Source organism: Phaeobacter sp. SYSU ZJ3003, from assembly GCF_041300735.1.
In the GTDB taxonomy this organism is placed as follows: domain Bacteria; phylum Pseudomonadota; class Alphaproteobacteria; order Rhodobacterales; family Rhodobacteraceae; genus Phycobacter; species Phycobacter gallaeciensis_A.
On sequence record NZ_PXNU01000043.1, the window covers coordinates 32,792 to 53,016 of the forward strand.

16 protein-coding genes and 2 pseudogenes are annotated in these 20,225 nt (G+C 59.8%); 9 read left to right on the plus strand and 9 right to left on the minus strand.

The features are described 5' to 3' along the window. Window positions 1-39: 39 nt before the first annotated feature. Entirely contained in the window at window positions 40-1,050 is a 1,011-nt protein-coding gene (locus tag C6W91_RS15645) for a sugar ABC transporter substrate-binding protein (protein WP_370571093.1), read from the minus strand. 181 nt (window positions 1,051-1,231) lie between these two features. Here C6W91_RS15645 and C6W91_RS15650 point away from each other — a divergent pair, with 181 nt between their 5' ends. The 4 genes and pseudogenes from C6W91_RS15650 to C6W91_RS15665 all read left to right on the plus strand — a co-directional run bounded on the left by C6W91_RS15650 (window position 1,232) and on the right by C6W91_RS15665 (window position 4,963). After that, window positions 1,232-2,443 (plus strand): ROK family protein, encoded by a 1,212-nt coding sequence (locus C6W91_RS15650; protein ID WP_370571094.1) that lies wholly within the window; start codon window positions 1,232-1,234, stop codon window positions 2,441-2,443. A gap of 67 nt (window positions 2,444-2,510) precedes the next feature. Beyond that, entirely contained in the window at window positions 2,511-3,437 is a 927-nt protein-coding gene (locus C6W91_RS15655) for a carbohydrate kinase (RefSeq protein WP_370571095.1), read from the plus strand. A gap of 77 nt (window positions 3,438-3,514) precedes the next feature. Next, window positions 3,515-4,578, plus strand: a pseudogene (locus C6W91_RS15660) (IS5 family transposase). Window positions 4,579-4,636: 58 nt separating this feature from the next. Beyond that, complete coding sequence (locus C6W91_RS15665) at window positions 4,637-4,963, plus strand: oleate hydratase (protein ID WP_370571096.1); 327 nt, start codon at window positions 4,637-4,639, stop codon at window positions 4,961-4,963. 11 nt (window positions 4,964-4,974) lie between these two features. On the opposite strand, the gene C6W91_RS15670 is transcribed toward C6W91_RS15665, so the two are convergent. Then, window positions 4,975-6,186, minus strand: a complete 1,212-nt coding sequence (locus C6W91_RS15670) for an IS256 family transposase (RefSeq protein ID WP_370571097.1) — start codon at window positions 6,184-6,186, stop codon at window positions 4,975-4,977. A 169-nt stretch (window positions 6,187-6,355) separates the two neighbouring features. On the opposite strand from C6W91_RS15670, the gene C6W91_RS15675 reads away from it, so the two are divergent. Further along, window positions 6,356-7,648 (plus strand): oleate hydratase, encoded by a 1,293-nt coding sequence (locus C6W91_RS15675; protein WP_370571104.1) that lies wholly within the window; start codon window positions 6,356-6,358, stop codon window positions 7,646-7,648. Between the two features lie 444 nt (window positions 7,649-8,092). On the opposite strand, the gene C6W91_RS15680 is transcribed toward C6W91_RS15675, so the two are convergent. Then, window positions 8,093-8,821: a class II aldolase/adducin family protein gene (locus tag C6W91_RS15680; protein ID WP_370571098.1), complete on the minus strand. Its 729-nt coding sequence runs from the start codon at window positions 8,819-8,821 to the stop codon at window positions 8,093-8,095. Continuing rightward, window positions 8,818-9,966, minus strand: a complete 1,149-nt coding sequence (locus C6W91_RS15685) for a TauD/TfdA family dioxygenase (RefSeq protein WP_370571099.1) — start codon at window positions 9,964-9,966, stop codon at window positions 8,818-8,820. Before C6W91_RS15685 ends, C6W91_RS15680 begins: the two co-directional genes overlap by 4 nt. A 113-nt stretch (window positions 9,967-10,079) precedes the next feature. Here C6W91_RS15685 and C6W91_RS15690 point away from each other — a divergent pair, with 113 nt between their 5' ends. Further along, entirely contained in the window at window positions 10,080-10,970 is an 891-nt protein-coding gene (locus C6W91_RS15690) for a LysR family transcriptional regulator (RefSeq protein ID WP_370571100.1), read from the plus strand. Here C6W91_RS15690 and C6W91_RS15695 read toward each other — a convergent pair. Then, a complete protein-coding gene (locus tag C6W91_RS15695) occupies window positions 10,967-11,848 on the minus strand; it encodes a LysR substrate-binding domain-containing protein (protein WP_370571101.1) in 882 nt (293 codons plus the stop codon). The genes C6W91_RS15690 and C6W91_RS15695 overlap by 4 nt on opposite strands. 164 nt (window positions 11,849-12,012) lie before the next feature. On the opposite strand from C6W91_RS15695, the gene C6W91_RS15700 reads away from it, so the two are divergent. The 3 genes from C6W91_RS15700 to C6W91_RS15710 are packed head-to-tail and all read left to right on the plus strand — an operon-like array spanning window position 12,013 to window position 16,313. Next, window positions 12,013-13,620 carry a GMC family oxidoreductase gene (locus C6W91_RS15700; RefSeq protein ID WP_370571102.1) on the plus strand — a complete coding sequence of 536 codons (1,608 nt, stop codon included), beginning with the start codon at window positions 12,013-12,015 and terminating at the stop codon, window positions 13,618-13,620. A 27-nt stretch (window positions 13,621-13,647) separates the two neighbouring features. Further along, complete coding sequence (locus C6W91_RS15705) at window positions 13,648-14,856, plus strand: mandelate racemase/muconate lactonizing enzyme family protein (RefSeq protein ID WP_274831495.1); 1,209 nt, start codon at window positions 13,648-13,650, stop codon at window positions 14,854-14,856. A gap of 14 nt (window positions 14,857-14,870) precedes the next feature. Then, a complete protein-coding gene (locus C6W91_RS15710; RefSeq protein ID WP_274831494.1) occupies window positions 14,871-16,313 on the plus strand; it encodes an aldehyde dehydrogenase family protein in 1,443 nt (480 codons plus the stop codon). 72 nt (window positions 16,314-16,385) lie between these two features. On the opposite strand, the gene C6W91_RS15715 is transcribed toward C6W91_RS15710, so the two are convergent. The 4 genes and pseudogenes from C6W91_RS15715 to C6W91_RS15730 all read right to left on the minus strand — a co-directional run bounded on the left by C6W91_RS15715 (window position 16,386) and on the right by C6W91_RS15730 (window position 19,836). Continuing rightward, window positions 16,386-17,363: an NAD(P)-dependent oxidoreductase gene (locus C6W91_RS15715; RefSeq protein ID WP_274831493.1), complete on the minus strand. Its 978-nt coding sequence runs from the start codon at window positions 17,361-17,363 to the stop codon at window positions 16,386-16,388. 193 nt (window positions 17,364-17,556) lie between these two features. After that, window positions 17,557-17,928: a hypothetical protein gene (locus C6W91_RS15720; RefSeq protein ID WP_274831492.1), complete on the minus strand. Its 372-nt coding sequence runs from the start codon at window positions 17,926-17,928 to the stop codon at window positions 17,557-17,559. A 177-nt stretch (window positions 17,929-18,105) separates the two neighbouring features. Further along, window positions 18,106-18,216 (minus strand): annotated as a pseudogene (locus C6W91_RS15725) (DUF6538 domain-containing protein); the annotation flags it as partial. A gap of 513 nt (window positions 18,217-18,729) precedes the next feature. Continuing rightward, window positions 18,730-19,836 (minus strand): hypothetical protein, encoded by a 1,107-nt coding sequence (locus C6W91_RS15730; RefSeq protein WP_370571103.1) that lies wholly within the window; start codon window positions 19,834-19,836, stop codon window positions 18,730-18,732. Window positions 19,837-20,225: the final 389 nt, after the last annotated feature.

Here is a 20,225-nt window from a genome sequence, read left to right on the forward strand (position 1 = left end):
GGGGCATTTGCTGCCCCGGTCCTGTGGTGTTTGCTGGATTTAGCCCCAGCACTTCTTCAGGCCGTCGGCCGAGCTGAGCGACGGGATACCGTCGACCGGCGCATCGGTGATCAGTTCAACGCCGGTGTTGAAGAAATCCAGCCCTTCGGTGTTCGCCGGTTTGGTGCCGTCCTCGGCCCAGGCCTTGATCGCGTCGATACCGAGCGAGGCCATTCGCAGCGGGAACTGCATGGAGGTTGCGCCGATCACGCCCTCGCCGACATTCTGCACGCCGGGGCAGCCGCCATCGACGGAAACGACCAGCACGTCGTCTTCACGGCCCACCGATCTGAGCGCCTCATAGGCGCCGGCAGCGGCAGGTTCGTTGATCGTGTAGACCACGTTGATGCCCGGGTCGATCTGCAGAAGGTTCTCCATCGCCGTGCGGCCACCTTCTTCGTTGCCGTTGGTTACGTCGTGGCCAACGATGCGCGGGTCATCCTCATCGCCGATATCGGTGGGGTCCTTGATGTCGATGCCAAAGCCCTGCAGGAATCCGCCGTCGCGCAGGTAGTCCACCGAGATTTCCGAGGCGTTCAGGTCCAGGAGAGCGATCTTGGCGTTTGCAGCCTCGTCACCCAGCTTTGCTGCGGCCCACTGGCCAATCAGCAACCCGGCCTTGAAGTTGTCGGTAGCAAAGGTCGCATCGGCCACATTGGCAGGTTCGAACGGAGTGTCCAGCGCGATCACCAGGGCACCAGCGTCACGGGCCTGGGTGATGACGGGCGTCAGGGCGCGGCTGTCCGTCGGGGTGATCAGGATGCCTTTGGCCCCCGATGCAATGCAGGTCTCAACCGCTGCGACCTGGCTTTCCACGTCGCCGTCAATCTTGCCCGCATAGGTGGACAGATTGATGCCGTTTGCTTCGGCTGCGGCGGTCGCGCCCTCCTTCATCTTCACGAAGAAGGGGTTGGTGTCGGTCTTGGTGATCAGACAGGCGTTGATCTCTGCATGCGCCGCGCCAGCCACCGAGGCCAGGGCGAGCGCGGAAATGGTCATGAGTTTTTTCACGTGGTCCTCCCGAAATTATTGTTCTCAATCCGGCTGGCTCCTCTCCAACCGGACCCGCCTAGAGCGATCTGGGCAGGTCGTGAGCCCTAAAAAGCCTGATTCCTCATAGGGTGTCAATTTGTTTGTTAACTTTACTAACTAATCGCCACGGAGTATCTTTCCTGAAGAAAGGCGGCAAACTATGTTCGTCCGAATGGACCATGTCAGTATCAAAGAACGAAGTGCCGGGGTGAATCAGCGGGGTGTCCGCGATCACAACGAACGCCTCATTCTGTCCATTCTGTTTCGCCACCGCGCCGTGTCCGCCGCCGAGATCGCCCGCCGGACCGGACTGTCCCGTCCTACGGTCTCCACCATCCTGCGCAGGCTGGAGGACGACGGCTTCGTCCAGCGGGGGGAGCCGGTCAAGGGCAAGGTCGGCAAGCCTTCGATCCCCATCGAACTCGGCTCTGAAGGGGCACTGTCCGTGGGCATGAACCTAGGCCGCAAGAGCGCGGATCTGCTGCTGCTGGATTTTGCCGGCAACGTGCGCCAGCAGCTGCGTACGACCTATGATTATCCCATGCCGGACGCGATCTTCGAATTCCTTAAAGACGGGCTTGAAACCCTTCTGTCCGGCCTGACTGCTAAGCAGCAGGGTCGGGTCTGCGGCATCGGTATCGGGCGGCCTTTTGAGCTGTGGAAGTGGCATGATCTGACCGGCCCCGCCGCGGAAGAATTTCAATCCTGGCAAGATGTCGATTTTGCCACCGAAGTTGCCTTTTTCAGCGATTTGCCGGTTTTTGTCGTGAACGATGCCACGGCGGCCTGTCAGGCCGAGCATATGTTCGGGCGGGGCAAGGATTTCCGCGATTATGCCTATTTCTTCATTGGGTCTTTCATCGGCGGCGGGGTGGCGATGAATGGCACCGTTTTCGAAGGCAATCGGGGCAATGCCGGGGCGCTGGGATCGATGCGCACCACCGGCCCCCTGGGCGAAAGCCTGCAACTGATCGATACCGCGTCGCTGCACCTGCTTGAGGCGCGCCTGGTCGAGGCCGGGATCGGTCCCGAAATCCTCTGGCGCAAACCGCAGGACTGGAGCGGTCTGGAACGCTATGTGGAGGCCTGGATCGGTACAACGGCACAGGAGTTGGCAAAGGCGTCCCTGTCGATATGCTCCGTCATCGATTTTGAAGCCATCATCATAGATGGCGCCTTCCCGGTCGCTGTGCGTGAGGAACTGGTCGAACGCGTGCGCCGCTATCTGGCCAATCAAGATAAGCGCGGTTTGATCTCGCCGCAGATAGAGGCGGGAGTTGTTGGCGAAAACGCCCGCAGCATTGGCGCTGCCGGCGGTCCGATCTTCACGCAGTTCCTACTCGATACCAACGCCGGGTTGGCCGCGCTTTGACCCGGTTTCAATGCAAAATCCCGCGCGCAGGTGCGGCAGCGGCGCAGCACTGCGCGGAGCGAATGTCATGATCCTATGCTGTGGTGAGGCCCTGATCGACATGATCCCGACCCCGACCGATGGCGGGCGCGACGGGTTTGTGCCCCATTCCGGTGGCGCCGTGTTCAACACCGCCATCGCACTTGGGCGGCTTGGCGCGCAGACCGGTATGTTGACCGGCCTGTCCCACGACATGTTCGGTCAGCAGCTTGTCGAGGACCTGAAGGCCAGTCACGTGGATACCACCCATGTCATCACCTCGGATCGCCCGACGACCTTGGCCTTTGTCAAACTGACGGATGGCCACGCGTCCTACAGCTTCTTCGATGAAAACTCGGCTGGCCGGATGCTGCTGCCTGCAGATATGCCGCTGCTGCCGGAGGATATCACGGCGCTCTATTTCGGCGGCATCAGCCTGGCTTGCGAACCCTGCGCCACCGCCTATGAGGATCTTCTGGCGCGCGAAGGCGCATCCCGCTCGGTGATGCTGGATCCGAACATCCGGCCGGGCTTTATCGAAGATATCAACCGTTTCCGCGCCCGCCTGGACAAGATGATGGCGCTGGCGGACATCGTGAAAGTGTCGGATGAAGACCTGAACTGGATTGTTCCAGGGCCGATGCCGCTGCCGGAAAAGGTTGCGGTCGTGCAAGCCAAGGGTCCTTCTGTGGTGGTCATGACCGAGGGCAGTAAGGGGGCGACGGGGTTTCTCTCCAGCGGAGAAAGCGTGCAAACCCGGGTCCGTCCCGTTCAGATTGTAGACACGGTCGGAGCCGGGGACACCTTCAATGCCGGCCTGCTGGCCCGGCTCAGCGAACTGGGCGTCTTACAAAAAGCGGCCCTGCGCAACTTGCCCGCAGACATGCTTGCAAATGCGCTGTCCTTCGGCGCAGGTGTCGCCGCCGTGACCGTCTCCCGCGCGGGTGCGAACCCGCCCTGGGCGCGCGAACTCTGACAATATCGCAGCTATTGGCCTTGTTGCGCAAATGGGTCGTGGGGTTCACGGCATGAAACCAGCCTGGTGCTTGAGGCATGAGCAGTTGGGTCTCTACGAAGTACAAGACCACGAACTGGTCGTCTTACAATGAAGCGTTGAAGCAACGCGGATCGCTAACGATCTGGTTCGATCCCGACATGGCGTGGAAGCCCCCGCCGACCGGGAAACGTGGGAGGCAGCCGAGTTTCAGCGATGCGGCGATCCAGACCTGCCGTGATGTTCGGCATGCCACTGCGGCAGACAACCGGGTTCATGCAGAGCCTTCTTCATATGGTCAGGCTGGACTGGACCGTGCCTGACTTCAGCGCCTTGTGCCGCCGCCAGCGAACGCTGAACGTGAGCATCTCCTATCGCCCGCTGAACCTTCTGATCCCCTCTCAGGCATTGCTGCGCAATACCTTGCCGGGCAGCGGACAGCACCGGTATCAAGTCTGAGGGCGAAGGTGAGTGGAATGCCCGAAAGCATGGTGGCTCCAAGCGGCGGATCTGGCGCAAAATACACATCCGAATTCATGAGGAAACGCTGAAGGTCAGAGCCGTCGAGATCACCGGCGGCAATATCGGTGACGCGGCCATACTACCGGACCTGTTGGATCAGATCTGAGCGGATCAGGCCATCGCGACGGTCACCACCTATGGGGCCTACGACTCCCGTAAGTGCCACGAGGCCATTACCGCTCGAGATGCTGCCGCTGTCATCCTGCCGCGCAAGAACGCCAAACCTTGGAAACCCACCAGCGCCGGGGCCATAGTCGGCAACGAGACCGTCAATGCATCTCGATACCTCGGCGGCGCTGTTTGGCGACGATGGAGTGGATATCACCGCCGGAGCCGGGCCAAGTCAAAGATGAACTGCATCAAGCTGCTCGGCCAATCCCTGATAGTGCGCGACTTCGAGCGCCAGGTCGCGGAGCTGCAGGTCCGCATCGCCGTGCTGAACGGCTGCACTGCGCTTGGCATACCTGTCCCAGTGGCTATAGGCGAAATCCGTCCGGGGAAAGGGGAAGACCCACCTTCAACCGATTTGCAAAAAAAGGCCGCCGTTGAGGTGAGTTCAGGGCCGAACAGGCAGGTCTCTCCCGGATTTGATCAGGATTAAGGCGTGGACATGAAACCTGTCCAAACTGTGAAAAGTTCTATCACAGGAGAGGCGGGTCATGCCCGAAGACGCAACGAAGTCACAGCACCATATCGTAGGTGGAGGTATTGCTGGTTTGTCGGCGGCGGTGTTTCTTTGCAGGGACGCAGGTGTGCATGGCGAGGACATATGCATCTACGAACAACTCGGTATCGTCGGCGGATCGCTTGACGGGGCGGGTGACGCAGAGACCGGCTACCTGGTCCGGGGCGGTCGAATGTTCGAGGAACACTTTGCCTGCACCTTTGATCTGCTCGAAAGTATTCCATTGACGAGCGATCCGGCGAAGTCTGCCAAGGATGGATTGTGTCCCGGGAACTGGTGTAACTTTGTTCTTCGGCCTTAGCTCGGCCGCAATTACAGGGCGGCGATTTCCGCCGGGTCCATGGGAGCAGTGTCGCAAATCGCGGCGACGGTTTCCAGTGTCATGTAGCGCCGCGTGATCGCCCACTCATCATTCTGCTCCAGCATCAAGGCACCGACGAGGCGCGTGACCGCAGCTTCGTTGGGGAAGATCCCGACCACGTTGGTCCGACGCTTGATCTCCTTGTTCAGGCGCTCCAGTGGGTTCGTGCTATGGATTTTCGCCCAGTGATCGCGCGGAAAGCTCTTGTAAGCCAACACATCATCCTCCGCGCGGCGCATCAGTTCCGCTAGCCTTGAATGGCGCGGTTCGAACGCGTCGATTAACTTTGCCCAGTGGTCTTTCGATGCCGCGAGTGTGTCCTGATCGAAGGCGGTTCTGAGTGCCGCGGTGACAATCGGGCGGTCCTTTTTGCCGACGCTGGCGAGCGCGTTGCGCATGAAGTGGACACGGCAGCGCTGGACGGTGGCACCGAGCACCTTGGCCGCGGCTGCCTTCAGGCCCTTGTGATCGTCGGCAATGATCAGACGGGTTCCGCGCAGCCCGCGATCTGCGAGAGAGCGAAGAAACTCATCCCAGAAAACCTCAGCCTCGCTGGGCTGGACGGCGATGCCCAGAACCTCGCGACGGCCATCCAGGTTGACCGCCACGGCCACTATGGCAGCAACGCTGACGATCCGGCCGCCGCGACGCACCTTGATGTAAGTGGCGTCGAGCCACAGGTACGGCCATTCGCCCTCAAGCGGCCGACCCAAGAACGCGTCGACCCTTTCGTCGATCTCGCCGCAAAGACGGCTGACCTGGCTCTTGGACACGCCGGTCATTCCCATTGCTTTGACCAAGTCGTCCACAGAACGTGTTGAGAGGCCTTGGACATACGCCTCCTGGATGACGGCCGTCATCGCCTTCTCCGCCGCCCTGCGGGGCTCTAGAAACTCCGGGAAGTAGCTGCCCTTACGCAGCTTGGGAATCTTCACATCCACCCTTCCGGCACGCGTCTCCCAGGCTCTGGTCCGGTAACCATTGCGGTGGTTCACTCGCTCGCCGCTGCGCTCGTGCGCACCGGCACCACAGAGATGGTCGACATCCAGCGCCATGAGGCGGTCGGCGACGAACCCGAGCATCTGCGCAAGCAGGTTGGTGTCAGAAGTGTCTGACAAAAGCGCGCGCAGTGCCGCGGTGTCTGATAGGCTGGCCTTGGTCATGGTTGTTCTCCTCGGTCATAGGTCAGGTCGGCAAACCAAACTTTAGCCGAAGAACAACCGTGGCCGCCAAGCGGCCCGCGCGGGCCTCGCTTCGCTACGAAAAGGCTCCGCTCAGCCCGCGCTAACGGCGGAAATTACACCAATCGTTGGGACACTGCTCAAGGATGATATCTTCGAGTTCAACCGAATGGTGCCGGGCTCATCCAATTGCCGCCTCATTCGGGGCGGAAAGCCGGCAGAAGATCGCTATGATCTCACACTCGGCGCGCAAGATATCGTCGATCTCAACCGACTGCTCTTGCACCCGGAAACCGGATTGGGCGCTCAAAGGATAGACGACTGGTTCCAGCCCACCTTCTTCGACAGTAATTTCTGGTTGATGTGGTCCACAGTGTTTTCATTCCAGCCTTGGCATTCCTTGGTCGAGATGCGGCGATACCTGCGTCGCTTCATCCACCTATTCCCTGGCTTCACCCGCATCACCGGCATTCTGCGGACACGATACAATCAGTATGACTCGATGATTGCCCCGATCCTGAATTGGCTGCAGGCCCGTGGAGTACGCATCGAGACTGACAAATGCGTGACCGACGTGATGATCGAAGGCACGCGGCAGGACCGTCGTGTCACCTCTCTGACCCTGGACGATCGCAACACGGTTGAGGTCGGCTTGGACGACGGCGTCTACCTTACATTGGGGTCCATGACCGATGGATCGGTGCTCGGATCCGCGGACCGCGCACCGCTGCTCAACGAACAAGTCGCAGGTGGCTGGAGCCTCTGGCGGAAGCTGGCGTCGCAGTACGAAGGCTTTGGCAAGCCTGAAGTGTTCTGCGGCGACACAGGCAAGACCGGCTGGAACTCATTTACGGTGACGATGGACGGCCCCGATTTTTTCGAATTCATGGAGGATTTTACCAACAACCGAACTGGTACAGGCGGCTTAGTGACATTTGCCGATTCCGGTTGGACGCTATCTATTGTGCTGTTCCATCAGCCGCATTTCAGGGGGCAAAAACACGGCACCTACACCTTCTGGGGCTATGGATTACGAGGTGACCGCAAAGGAGATTTCGTGAAGAAGCCAATGTGGGAAGCGACCGGGCTGGAAATCATCGAAGAGCTTTGCGGGCATCTGCGCTTGGCGGGTGATCAGCGAAAATGGTTCGAGAGTGCGAAAATCGTTCCCTGCCGGATGCCCTACATCACAAGCCAGTTCATGCCGCGTCAAGCGGGGGACCGCCCGGATGTGCGCCCGCATGGGGCTCGCAACTTCGCCGTAATAGGACAGTATTGCGAACTCCCTAGGGACTGTGTGTTCACGGTGGAATACTCAGTTCGCTCTGCACGAACTGCGGTCGCGAGTTTGACAGGTCGTGTAACCCCGCCTCCTCCCGTGGCGCGTACCGATCTCGACCCAAGAGTGCTTATCCGCGCATCCCGTGTTCTTCTTGGAATATGACGCAATACGGATTGCGCCGTATCTTGCCTCCGAGGCAAAAGGGTCTCTGCCTCGCGCTTTTCAGGCCGCACTGACTTTCGTTGAACTGATCCGTTCGAGGAGGAACGACAGCCGAAATTTGACTGCAAACGACAGTGCGCGCACTGAGGAAGTCGCCTCCCCCTTGGACCAAGTTGCGCGGTGCCATGAAGGGCTGCTTTGGGGAGGTGCGCAGTAAGTTTGACCATCCTGTCAAATGTCCGCTCTAGGGCTGGTCATGCCTGTTCCCTCCTCAAGGAGCCTCGGCTTTGCAAAGGCCACTTCGTACGCCTAGCGGACACCATTGAGGATGCTAGCGGGCCCCCTTGATGCAGGCAACGCTTAAACTGTGCCGTCTAATCGCCGTGGAAACCCTTATTTCCCGGTAACCTGTTGTTTCTGTGACCTCAGGGTTCGGGGGAGTACTCAGCGTTGCCTCTGCGTGAGTACGCTACATAGGTATGAAAAATGCTTTTCGGCCATGCCGCGATAGGCGCGCCAGCCGTCTGCCGTGTTCTGCGCAACGGCATCCGACAAAACGGCAAGGGGGCTGCCATCCGAGCGGGCCAGGATCAGGGTCTGAGCGGCCTTTTCGAAGAAATAGAGATCCTCAAAGGCCTCCGCCACCGTATCGCCGACAATGGTGACACCGTGGTTGCCCATGACCAGTACTGATTTGTCGCCAATCGCATCGGCCAGCCGCTTGCCTTCCTCGGTGGCATCAGCAATGCCACCAAAAGAAAGGTCATAGGCCGTGCGCCCGTAGAATCGGGCCGTGTTATTGTCGATCGGCACCATCGTTGGGTCCTTGAGGCAGGCCAGCGCAGTCGCATAGGGCGAATGGGCGTGTAGCACGACCCGTGCCTCGGGCAGGCGGCGGTGCAGGGTGCCGTGTACACACCAAGCCGAGGCATCCGCCGTTGCGGGTGTTTCCCTGGACTGGCTGTCCAGCAACAGCAAGTCCTCTGGCGCGATGGTGTCGAAATGCTGCCATTTGGCGTTTAGCAGAAACTGCTGCCCATCGGCTGAGACCGCTGCGCTGAAGTGATTGCCAACGCTTTCCGACCACCCCAGCATGTGGCAGATCCGGAAGGCATTTGCCAGATCCTCCCGCAGGACCGTCTCGGTATCGCGGAGTGTTGCTGCGTAGGTCATGCCTTGAATCGCCCTTCGCTGACCAGCGCGCGATAGGTGGAGCGCATTTCGGAGCGGTCCACGTAGCAGCCGCGCAGATAACGGTCGCCGCTGGTTGCCGTATAGGCGGCGCGGCCATGCACGATGCGGTGGTTGTCAAAGACCATGCATTCGCCGCCCTTCATCAGGAAACGCATCATGTATTTCTCTTCCTGCAGCATCCGACCAAAGCGGCAGAAGGCGGGGTAGTAATCGTCCAGCAGCTTTTGATCGAGGTCGAAGATATCGGCCATATGCTGGCTGATAGTGAGGCCCTCAACCTCGCCGTGCTGATCCAGCTCGATCACATACTGGCGCGAGCGCGCATCATAAGTGTCATGTTCGCAGTAAAACGGGATCGGCACTTCGGTCAGCAGCTTGAAGCCCTCCGGGTCGCGCTGGCGGAAGTCATTGGCCACCGCAACGCCATCGGCATAAAGGCTGTCACCACCTTCAACCGTGTTGACGCGGCAATGCAGGAACTGGATGCCTGGGGCGAACTCCTCGGCCGGGGTATCTGTGTGCAGCTCCAGCGCGCCAGCGGTATAGGCGGTGTTGGTCGGGTTGATGTGGGTCTTCACATCGAAATAGGTGCCAAAGAAGGTCGGGCGCACGCAGCCCATCAGCTCGGCTGTTTCGGTCAGCCCTTCATCGGAGTCCGGCATGTCAGTCAGGATGGTGAAGCCGTGTACCAGCATCGCCTCGATCCACTTGGCGCGGGTGGCGTCATCGGCCACCAGCTGTGGCTGGGAAAACCGCGGGACCGAGGGGTAATGGTCACCGAACCAAGCGACGCGCGACAGGTCGGCGGGATCGTGGCGGGTCTTGCCGCCCGCATAGGTTTCCAGCCAGGACAGGGGCAGGCGGGTGATGTGGTCTTCGTCCTGCCAGCGGATCACCAGCATGTCGCCATCGAGCTCGGCAGTTTTGGCGCGCGGGGGCACGTCGAGGTGGAAGATATCGAAACTGCGTTCGCGCGTGACCGGGCTGAAGGAACTGGGGCAATTGTCGCGCAGCCAGTAGTAGTTGAAGTAGTGTGTCTTGCCGTCGGGCAGCGTAATGTCGAGGCCTTTTTCGCCAAGACCGGTTACGGCAGGGATAGCGAGGGAGGAGCTGAGATCGTTCATGGAGGAGCCGCGTTTGTTGATTTGCTTTCTGCCATGCAGCATTTCACGGGAAAGGGCCTTGACGACAGCCTGTTTCGGATGAAGATAACTTAAGCAATGGATTAAGTTATTCGATGGAACATCTCCCCCCACTGCGCCTTCTTGTGACCTTCGAAGCCCTGTCGCGGCATGGTTCGATGCGGGATGCGGCGGCGCGCCTGAACGTGACCCAACCCGCAGTCAGTCAGGCGGTCAAGGCGCTGGAGGAACACGTGGGAGTCGCGTTGTTTGACCGGCGGGTGCGGCCCGCGCGCCTGACAGATGCCGGCGAGATGCTGTCGCGGGCAGTGCGTGAAGGGTTGGGGCGGATTGCCGCCACGCTGGAGGATATCCGGGCGTTGCATGCCATCGGGGAACGGCAGGTGACTGTCTCTTGCACCGTGGGAATGGCGACCTACTGGTTGATGCCAAGATTGCCAATGTTTTACGCGGATTACCCGGATATTACCGTAAACGTGCAGGCTCCGGCGAGCGATTTGCCAGTGATGACGCCCGGTATTGATGTGGCTTTGCGCTATGGCAGTGGTGGCTGGCGCGAAGGGCGCACGGAAAAGCTGTTTTCTGAAGCGATTTGCCCAGTCGGTGCGCCTGCTTTGGTAGATCGGCTGTTGGCCGAGGGATGCGCGCTTGCCCAGGCGCCGCTGATCCATGTCCGCAATCCAAGCAATGGCAACTGGGCGGGCTGGGAGGACTATTTTCAGGCTCGCGGCATCCTGCGTCCGCGCGGTGGAGGTCAGGTGTTCAATAATTACGTGCAGGCGGCGCAGGCGGTCTACGACGGGCGTGGGCTTATGCTAGGGTGGCGGTCGATCACGGGGCAGGCAGAACGGGACGGAGCACTGAAGGCCTGGCCTGAGGGGGCATTGGATCTGGGCACAGGATATTTCGTTACGACGGCCAGCGCACCATCGCAAGACACGGGTTTTTTCCTCGAATGGGTGCGCGGGGAAGCCGCTGCATTCTAGATCCTTTGCACCAGCAGCCAGTCGATCAGCTTGCGCACGTCTTGGTGCCTGCGCAGATCGTCCCGCTCCACCAGAACAAAATTTGTCTGCATGGGAAGGTCCAGATCAAAAGGCGCTACCAAGCGTCCCTCGTCCAGCGCGCGGCGGGCAAAACTGCGCGAGATGAGCGCGCAGCCGTGCCCCGCCGACAGGATCTGCATGGCGATCAAGGAGGAATCGGCCTTCATCCAGTGAGGCGGGCGCGGGGCATCAATGCCGCAGTGATGAAACAGGCGGTCCCAATCCGTTTCCGATCCCACGACCTGAACAATATCCGCGCCGCCTAGGGTTTCCTGATCGGGCTCCGGGCCAAAATGGGCGGCATAATCCGGGTGACACAGCAGCGTGGCTCCTTCCACGGGGAGCGGGTGAACCGTCTGCTCTGGCCATTCCCCTTCGCCATAGCGGATGTCCAGATCGACCCCGGCGCCATCAATCCGGTCTGACCAGACTGCGGTGGAGAGTTCGACGTCGATCTCCGGAAACTCCAGCGCAAAATCGCGCAGCAGCGGTGCCAGGATCAAGGCTGCAAAACTGATAGAGCAGCGCACGCGGACGACCGATTTGCTTTGCACCCGAAACAGCCCATCGGTGGCCGCCTGCATTTCGACAAAGGATTTGCGGACCGGGATCGCATAGGCCAGCCCGATATCCGTCAGTTGCACGCCTTTTGGCAGGCGCTTGAACAGCTGGATGCCAAGATGATGCTCCAGCTGGCGGATCTGTTGGCTGACGGCGGCAGGCGTCAGGTGCAGCTCCTCCGCGGCCGCGCTGAAGGAACTGTGACGTGCCGCTGCCTCGAAGGATCGCAGCCAATTGACATGAGGCAGCCTGCGCATGGGAGCTCCGTTCTTTAACCGGCCCATCATGGGGTGCCGCCAAATGGGTGGCAAGCCCTCCTGCCACAACCTGATTTGGGTCAAAGCAGTCATAGACATTGTTTGCAGTTCGGGGGCGCCCGCGCGCATCTGGAGACACGTTTCCAGCAGCCGGACCTACGCCAATGACCGAAGCCCCACTAGAGCAGGATTACGACTTTATCATCGTTGGTGCAGGCTCGGCCGGATGCGTTCTGGCCGAACGTCTGACCCGGTCCGGTCGCCATCGCGTGTTGCTGCTGGAGGCCGGCGGCAGCGACCGGAAGTTCTGGATCAAGCTGCCGGTGGGCTATGCCGTTACATTTGCAATGGCCGCATTGAACTGGGGCGATCACGCAGCGCCGGATGTGGCATTGAACGGGCGGTCCATCTACTGGCCGCGGGGACGGGTGGTCGGCGGGTCGAGTTCGATTAATGCGATGGCCTATGTCCGGGGGCTGCCGCATGACTTTGACGACTGGGCGCGCGCGGGGGCCGAGGGCTGGAACTGGACGAAGGCCCGCGACACCTATCAAGCGCTGGAGACCCACTCGGATGGCACGGGCGAAGGTCCCGTCTGGGTACAGGATCTGTCCGATCAGATGCACCCTTTCTCGGATCATTTTCTGCAGGCTGCGCAGGAAGCTGGTCTTGGCACGGCAAAAGACATGAACGCAGAGGGCGCAGAAGGGCTTAGCCATTATCGCAGTACCGTTCGCGGCGGGATGCGCTGGTCCTCCGCCGATGCCTTTCTACGGCCAGCCCTGCGTCGCCCGAACTTGACGCTGCTGACCCGCGCCGAGGTGCAAGGGCTTGACCTGGAAGGCGCCCGCGTCGTCGGTCTGCAATATACCCGCGGTGGCCAGCGATGCACTGCTCGCGCTGGTGAAGTGATCCTCAGTGCAGGCGCCATCAATTCCCCCCAGCTGTTGCAGCTGTCGGGCATCGGCCCGGCCGATCTGCTGCGGGAGCATGGGATCGAGGTACGCCACAACCTGCCGCAGGTCGGCGAAGGGCTTCAGGATCATCTTGCTATTTCGTGGCAGTTTCATGCGCGGGAGCAGACACTCAACGCGGTTCTCGGCACCCTGTCCGGGCGACTACGGGCAGGGGCGGCATATGCCCTGACGCGGCGTGGCCCGTTGTCTGTACCGGTGAACCAGATCGGAGGCTTTGTGCGCTCTGGTGCGGATGCCCAGGCCCCGAACCTGCAACTGTTCTGCAATCCGGCGTCCTATGAGATCACGCCGAAAGGCAAGGTGGTGATGGACCGGCAGCAAGGCTACTTGCTCTCGGCGCAACCCTGTCGCCCGACCAGTCGCGGCCGTATCCGGATCCGCTCTGCCGATCCGCGCGAAAGGCCGCTGATCGAGGCGAATTCACTGGCCACGCCCGAGGATCGCGGGATGGCTGTACGTGCCAGCCGGGTGTTGCAGCGATTGGCAGAAACGCCTGCGCTCACGGCGGTGACATCCGGCTGCAAGACCAAGGGCTTTGCCGATATGGAGGATGAGGCTCTGCTGGAGGCCTTTCGGGCGCGGGCCTCAACGGTCTACCACCCGACCTGCACCTGCCGCATGGGAGAGGGGCCTCAGGACTCAGTCGTCGACGGGCGGCTGCGCGTGCATGGCCTGGCCGGGCTGCGTGTGGTCGATGCCTCGGCTTTTCCCAACATCACCTCGGGCAACACCAACGCGCCCACAATGATGCTCGCCGCGCGCGCAGCAGATCTGATCCTGCAAGACAGCAGTTGATCGCCCCCAATCAAAACGGAGCAGCATATGCGCCTTGAGACGCTTGAAACCTTTGTCGTCGGCAACCCGCCACCCCGCCACGGCGGGCGCTATTTCATTTTCGTCCGGGTGACGACGGCCTGCGGCATCACCGGTGTCGGTGAAATCTACAACGCCACCTTTGGTCCGGAAGTATGCTGCGCCATGGCGCGTGACATGTTCGAGCGCCAGTTCGAAGGCGCTGATCCACAGCAGGTCGAGCTGTTGTTCCGCAAGGCCTATGGCGCGGGCTTCACCCAGCGCCCGGACGTTAGCGTCATGGGCGTGTTCTCGGGCTTGGAAATGGCCTGCTGGGATATTCTGGGCAAGGCCGCGGATAAGCCGGTTGCGGACCTTCTGGGCGGGCGCGTGCATGACCGCCTGCGCAGCTATTCCTACATCTACCCCACCGGCGGCGACGTCTATCCTGACCCGGATCAGCCCAATGCCTACAATGACCCGGGCATCGCGGCCGAGATCGCGGTGCAGATGGCGGATCAGGGCTTCACGGCGTTGAAATTCGATCCGGCCGGACCTTACACCATCTTTGACGGCCACCAGCCTCGGCTTGAGGACATCAGCCGCTCGGTCGCCTTTTGCCGCGAAATCCGCGCGGCGGTGGGGGACCGTGTCGATCTTCTCTTTGGGACGCATGGGCAATTCACCGTTTCGGGCGCGCGGCGGATGGCGCGGGCGCTGGAACCCTTTGATCCCTTGTGGTTCGAGGAACCGGTGCCCCCCGAAAGCCCGGAGGCCATGGCCGAGGTCGCCCGGTTTACCTCCATCCCCGTCGCGGCGGGGGAGCGTCTTTGCACCAAGTATGAGTTCGCCCGGGTACTTGAGACGGGTGCGGCCTCGATCCTGCAGATGAACCTTGGTCGTGTCGGGGGGCTGCTTGAAGCCAAGAAAATCGCTGCCATGGCTGAGGTCAAACAGGCGCAGATCGCACCACATCTTTATTGCGGACCGATCGTGGCGGCGGCCAATATTCAGATCGCGGCGGCTTCGCCCAATTTCCTGATCCTGGAAAGCATTGGCCGTTTCGATGGCCCCTACATGTCCTGCGTAAAGGGCGGTATCGAATGGGAGGATGGCTATGTCCTCCCTTCGCGGGCGCCCGGACTGGGGCTGGAGCTTGACGATGCCGCAATCGCTGCGTTGCCCTACGAGGGGCGCGAACTTCACCTGACACTCGACACCGCACATGTGACACCCTGAAAGGCAGAGAGACCATGATTGTTCTGAACGAATTCTATATCGGCGGCGACTGGCAGGCGCCTGACAGCAGCCAGACCATGCCCATCCTGACCCCGTCGACGGGTGCGCAGGTGGGGCAGGTGACCCTTGGCAATGCGCAGGACGTGGATCGCGCGGTAGCGGCGGCGCAGGCCGCCTTTGTCAGTTATTCCATGACGACGAAGGATACGCGGCTGGCCCTGTTGCACCGGCTGGCAGAGGTGATGCAGGCCCGCATGGAAGACCTTGCACAGGCGATCACCACTGAAATGGGCGCGCCGATCACCATGTCGCGCGAGGTGCAGGCCGCTTCGGGGCTTGGCCATCTTGAGGCGTTCATCGCCACGCTTGAGGCGCATCAGGAAGAAGAAGCCCTGACCAACGGTGATATCGTCAGCCACGAACCGATTGGCGTTTGTGGATTGATCACGCCGTGGAACTGGCCGATCAACCAGATCGCGCTGAAGGTCATCCCGGCGCTGGCGGCGGGCTGTACCTGCGTTTTGAAACCCTCGGAGCATACTCCTCTATCGGCGCAACTCTTTGCTGAGATGATCCACGAGGCAGGCTTCCCGCCTGGGGTATTCAACCTCGTGTTCGGTGACGGTCCGTCGGTTGGCGCTGCCCTGTCCCGGCACAAGGACGTGGCGATGATGTCCTTTACCGGCTCCACCCGCGCAGGCAGTGCGGTTTCGCGTGATGCGGCGGAGACGATCAAGCGGGTGGCACTGGAACTGGGGGGCAAATCTCCCAATGTGATCTTCGCCGATGCCGATCTGGAGGCGCGCGTGACCGAAGGTGTGGGGGAGTGTTTCGACAACACCGGTCAGTCCTGCAATGCACCCACCCGGATGCTGGTTGAGCGCAGCGTCTATGATCGCGCCCTCGACATCGCCCGCAGCGCCGCCGCGGCCCAGGCAGTCGGCGATCCGCATCAAGAAGGCGATCACATCGGCCCGCTGTTTGATCAACTGCAATATGACCGCGTGCAACGTATGATCCAGATCGGCATGGACGAAGGCACACCCTTGCTGATTGGCGGGCTGGGACGCCCCGAAGATCTGCCTGCGGAACTGGCACAGGGCTGGTTCGCCCGGCCAACGATCTTTTTCGATGTCACCCCGGAGATGACACTCTGGCGCGAGGAGATCTTTGGCCCGGTTCTGGTGATGACGCCCTTTGACACCGAAGAAGAGGCCATCGCGCTGGCCAATGATACCGATTATGGGCTGGACGCCTATATTTCCACCGGGGACGAGGCGCGGGCCCTGCGGATGGCGCGGGCCCTGCGTGCAGGCGGTATTCACATCAACGGGCGGGCCACGGATTACGGTTCGCCGTTTGGCGGGTTCAAGCAATCGGGCAATGGCCGCGAGGGCGGGCGGTTTGGACTTGAGGACTTTCTGGAAGTGAAGGTCAGGCCGCCCTTTTCTGCCTGAGCAGCGCGTCAATGACACCAAAGACACGGGACGCGAAAGGATATCGCGCCCCGTTTTTCTTAAGGTCCGGCCTTACTGGTCCAATAGCTTTGCCAGCGGCGCCGAAAGGCCGGTGGGAATGACTTCGTACCCCGGTTCTTCCGGCTCGTCGTCGGTCATCTCGGCGGGGAAGCCGGGCGCGGTGATCGACAGGCCGGTGGCCTCTTCCAGCCTGCGGATGATGTTGGGCGAGAGTTCTCGTTCACCGAACCGCGCGATCCCGTCGTTCAGAATTCCAACCATCAGGGGGCTGATCTCCAGTGGAACGTCATGGGCCTCCGCGATGCTCTGGAACAGACCGATGTCCTTCTTCACCAGATCCATTGTGAAGGAAATGTCGCGCGATCCGTTCAGGATGACCTGGCTTTCGGTCTCATGCACGAAGGAGGTGCCGGAGGAGATCTTCATCGCCTCGTAGGTGGTGTTCATGTCCATACCGGCGGCTTTCATCGTTACCAGCGCCTCGCAGCAGGTCAGCAGATTGGCCGTCGCAAGGTAGTTGGTCATCACCTTGAGGATCGAGGCACTGCCGATATCGCCGGTGTGCAGGACCCGTCGGCCCAGGGTGGTCAGTGTTGGCAACATCCGTTCAAAGGTGTCCCGGTCGCAGCCGGCGAAGATCGAGATATTGCCGGTGTCAGCCCGGTGACAACCGCCGGAGACCGGGCATTCCATGGTGGCGCCGCCGCGCTCGGCGACCAGAGCCGCCAGTCGTTTCACCTCGCCTGCATCGGTGGTCGACATTTCCATCCAGATCTTGGAGCTGTCGACGGCTGGCAGCATTTCCTCGACGACTGCTGCAGAGGCGGCCGGGGAGGGCAGGCAGGTGATGACAGCGTCACAGTCCTGCATCAGCGCCAGAGGGCCACTGGTGGGCTTGGCTCCGCGCGCGACGAATTCGGCCACAAGGTCGGGGTTGAGGTCATGCACCGTGACATCGAAACCGTTGCGCAGCAGGCTGCCCGCGAGCTTGCCTCCTACATTGCCGAGGCCAACAAAGCCGATCTTCATAGCGGGTGTTCCTTTATCCGAGTGCTATCGTGACAATCCTGACCGGCGATTGCACAGCGGTAAAGCAACCGCTCTTGGCCCAAAGGGGTGGTTCGGATTGCAGCACATAGTTTCGCGGATCGCTGGGCGGCGACCCCCTGGTTCCAGGCGGGACAAGGCGCTGGGCAGGTGGATAGGTTTGGTGTTTCAAGGCTCATCTCTTGCTCTCTCCAGCGCTCTCGCATTTACCTTGAACGGTGCGAATGTCCTGCACAGGGATGGAGCTAAGGCCAGAAACCCCGGCGTTGCGATCATAGTAGACGTTGGCAAACGGCGCTGCGGTGGACAGCCCTACCTCTGCAACGGCGAAGTTGAAGACCGCATGGACGGTGCCGAAGATCCGGGTAATGCTGCTGCCAGCCAGCCCACGCTTGATCAGGTCATCACGGAACTTGTTCGCGTCTGCCTTGGTGTAGTCTGTCAGTGGTTTGTCTCCGCAGACGTCGATCACGTAGCGGCAAGAACGGTGGGCCGCACGGTGGAAGGTCTCAGGGCGTCCCTGACCTTTGAGACGCAGATACGTCAATACAGCCTCCGACAGCGTCAAAACATCAGATGTGACAGTAGTATCCTCTCCAGAGAGATGAGCCTGCCGGGTCAGACCATGCCGGAGGAGGTCTTTGTCAGGGAGTTCCGCATCCTGTGTGCGAAGATGGTACCAGTACTCGTCCAGCTTACATACAGCCCTGTTCGCCCGCGAAAGAGCGATGGAACGGGATCTGGTCCTTAGGGAGTAGGAAATTTTGCCCGACGAGTAGTGCTGTCGCAGGTCTACTGGGATACGGCGGGTGAAGTAGTAGATGCCTTCCTTCACGAAGACACGGCTGCGTGAATTGTTCTCCAATTTGTTCTACGCCTCGTCTTGATCAGTCCAAAAACTGATGCAAAACAATGCCTTGAACGAAGGAGATGGTGCCCGGGGGCGGAATCGAACCACCGACACGAGGATTTTCAATCCACTGCATTGCAGAATTGTTTCATCTAACCCCATCCTGCAACCCACTTAGAAACCTGCATTTATCAAACAAAATCAATAATTTATTCCATTCAGACGAAGAATCTATTCATCATTCCCCAACACACACCGTAGCCTAGAACCGTGCAGGCCACCGTTCAAAAGCACAAAATAAGCACAAAATCTCGGAGCAAGATGAGGGGCAGGATGACACTGCACTGCGTGCCAACAATGTGGCAGAAGCACCTTTCTGAAGCCGCTGGGCGTGAGTTAAGCAAGGGGTGTGGGCAACCGAATACGGCCAAGCAAAAAGGCCAGCACCGTTTCCAGCACTGACCCCCAAAATAATCCTAACGTGAGCGGAAAGGTTGTTCAGAACGACGTCTGACCGCTCATCCCGACGATACCCTGCACAGCAGCATCCACACCGCTGACAATGGTTCCAGTATTCACAGCACCGAGAGCAGTCGTGGAGAGATTGCCGATAGACCCATTCACTTGGTTCATCACGTTGTTGATGGACCCATCAACTGCACTCATATTGGAGGCCACGTTCAGCACAACCGCACCCGTATCAACCGACCCTCCGATTTGGGTCAATGCAGCGGATATAGCGTTTGTATAGGTGGTCGCTGCCTCATCCACGGCAGAATTGACGCCAAGCGTGATGTCGCCCGTATTCACCGCTCCGAGAGCGGTAGTTGCCATATCGCCAAAATCAACGGTTGGCAGAGTAAATTCGGTTGCAGTGGCAATGCTGGCAGTGGCGACAGCAGTGGCCTCTGTAATGCCTGTAACGGTGTTGTTGATGGAACCGTCTATGCCATAAAAGCCTTGCACCTCAACAAGCGACGGAACCATACCGTCTACAAGCTCAACAGCGGGATCAAGTGTGGTTGAACCTATTTGTTGGATGGCAGACAGTGAGGCCACCGTATCACCGTTAAGGGTAAACAACGACGATCCCAGTGGAATGGACAAGTTCAGGTCGCCCCCGTCAGCCACTGACGCTATCGCATTTCCAGTCTCAGCTGCATAGCTACTAGATGGATTGGGTGAAATTATTATCCCATTGCCGCCACCGGTGATTGTGACCGTTGACAAATCAATGCCATTGACCCCGGCCACGCCATAGACAGGTTCTCCGTTTGCGAACTGAGCATCATTGCCGTCTCCAGTAGAGCCTGTGATAACGACTTCAGTGCCCCCATCAATATAGACATAACCCAACAAGACGGTTTCGCCTTGGTCTAAAATATTGCTTTGCTCAACCTCTCCAGGCACCATCGTTTCAACAACACCGGTTCCACCTAAATTCTCGGCAATGTTGGCATAAGTGCCGTTAACAGGTGCTAGGTTTGTTGCATTGTCGATCTGACCGAGCACGCGTTCCAGAACTGATTGAGCATTGGCTGGTGTGCTTTGCACAGCAGCAGCCATCAGGAATGGTAGGCTAAAAAGTCGGACTTTCATTTTCATCTCGGTCCCCCGGATAATCAGACAAAAAACTCTTACAAAGCGTGGCCACATCTTGCAATCGGTGCTTGGTCATTTGGAACCTGCTTAAATTTATCAAGTAATTATATATAATTTACAAGCACTTATAATGAAACTCTACCTAGGTTGACACTGCTGCTACATCCGATATAGACCGCCGCCCCATCGTTCTGGGCACACCCGAGACCATATCCATCACGCCCATCCTGCCCACCACCCCCTGTTCAGCAAGAGCTTCCGTAATGTGAATGTGGGTTTCCAGTTCCGGTGCCACGTTGCCCACGCCTTTGATGGAACCAAGCACCCCCCCTCAGTCAGGATAGTTGTCGCCTCTGTTTCAGTGATAAATTGAACCTGACGAGGCGGGCGGA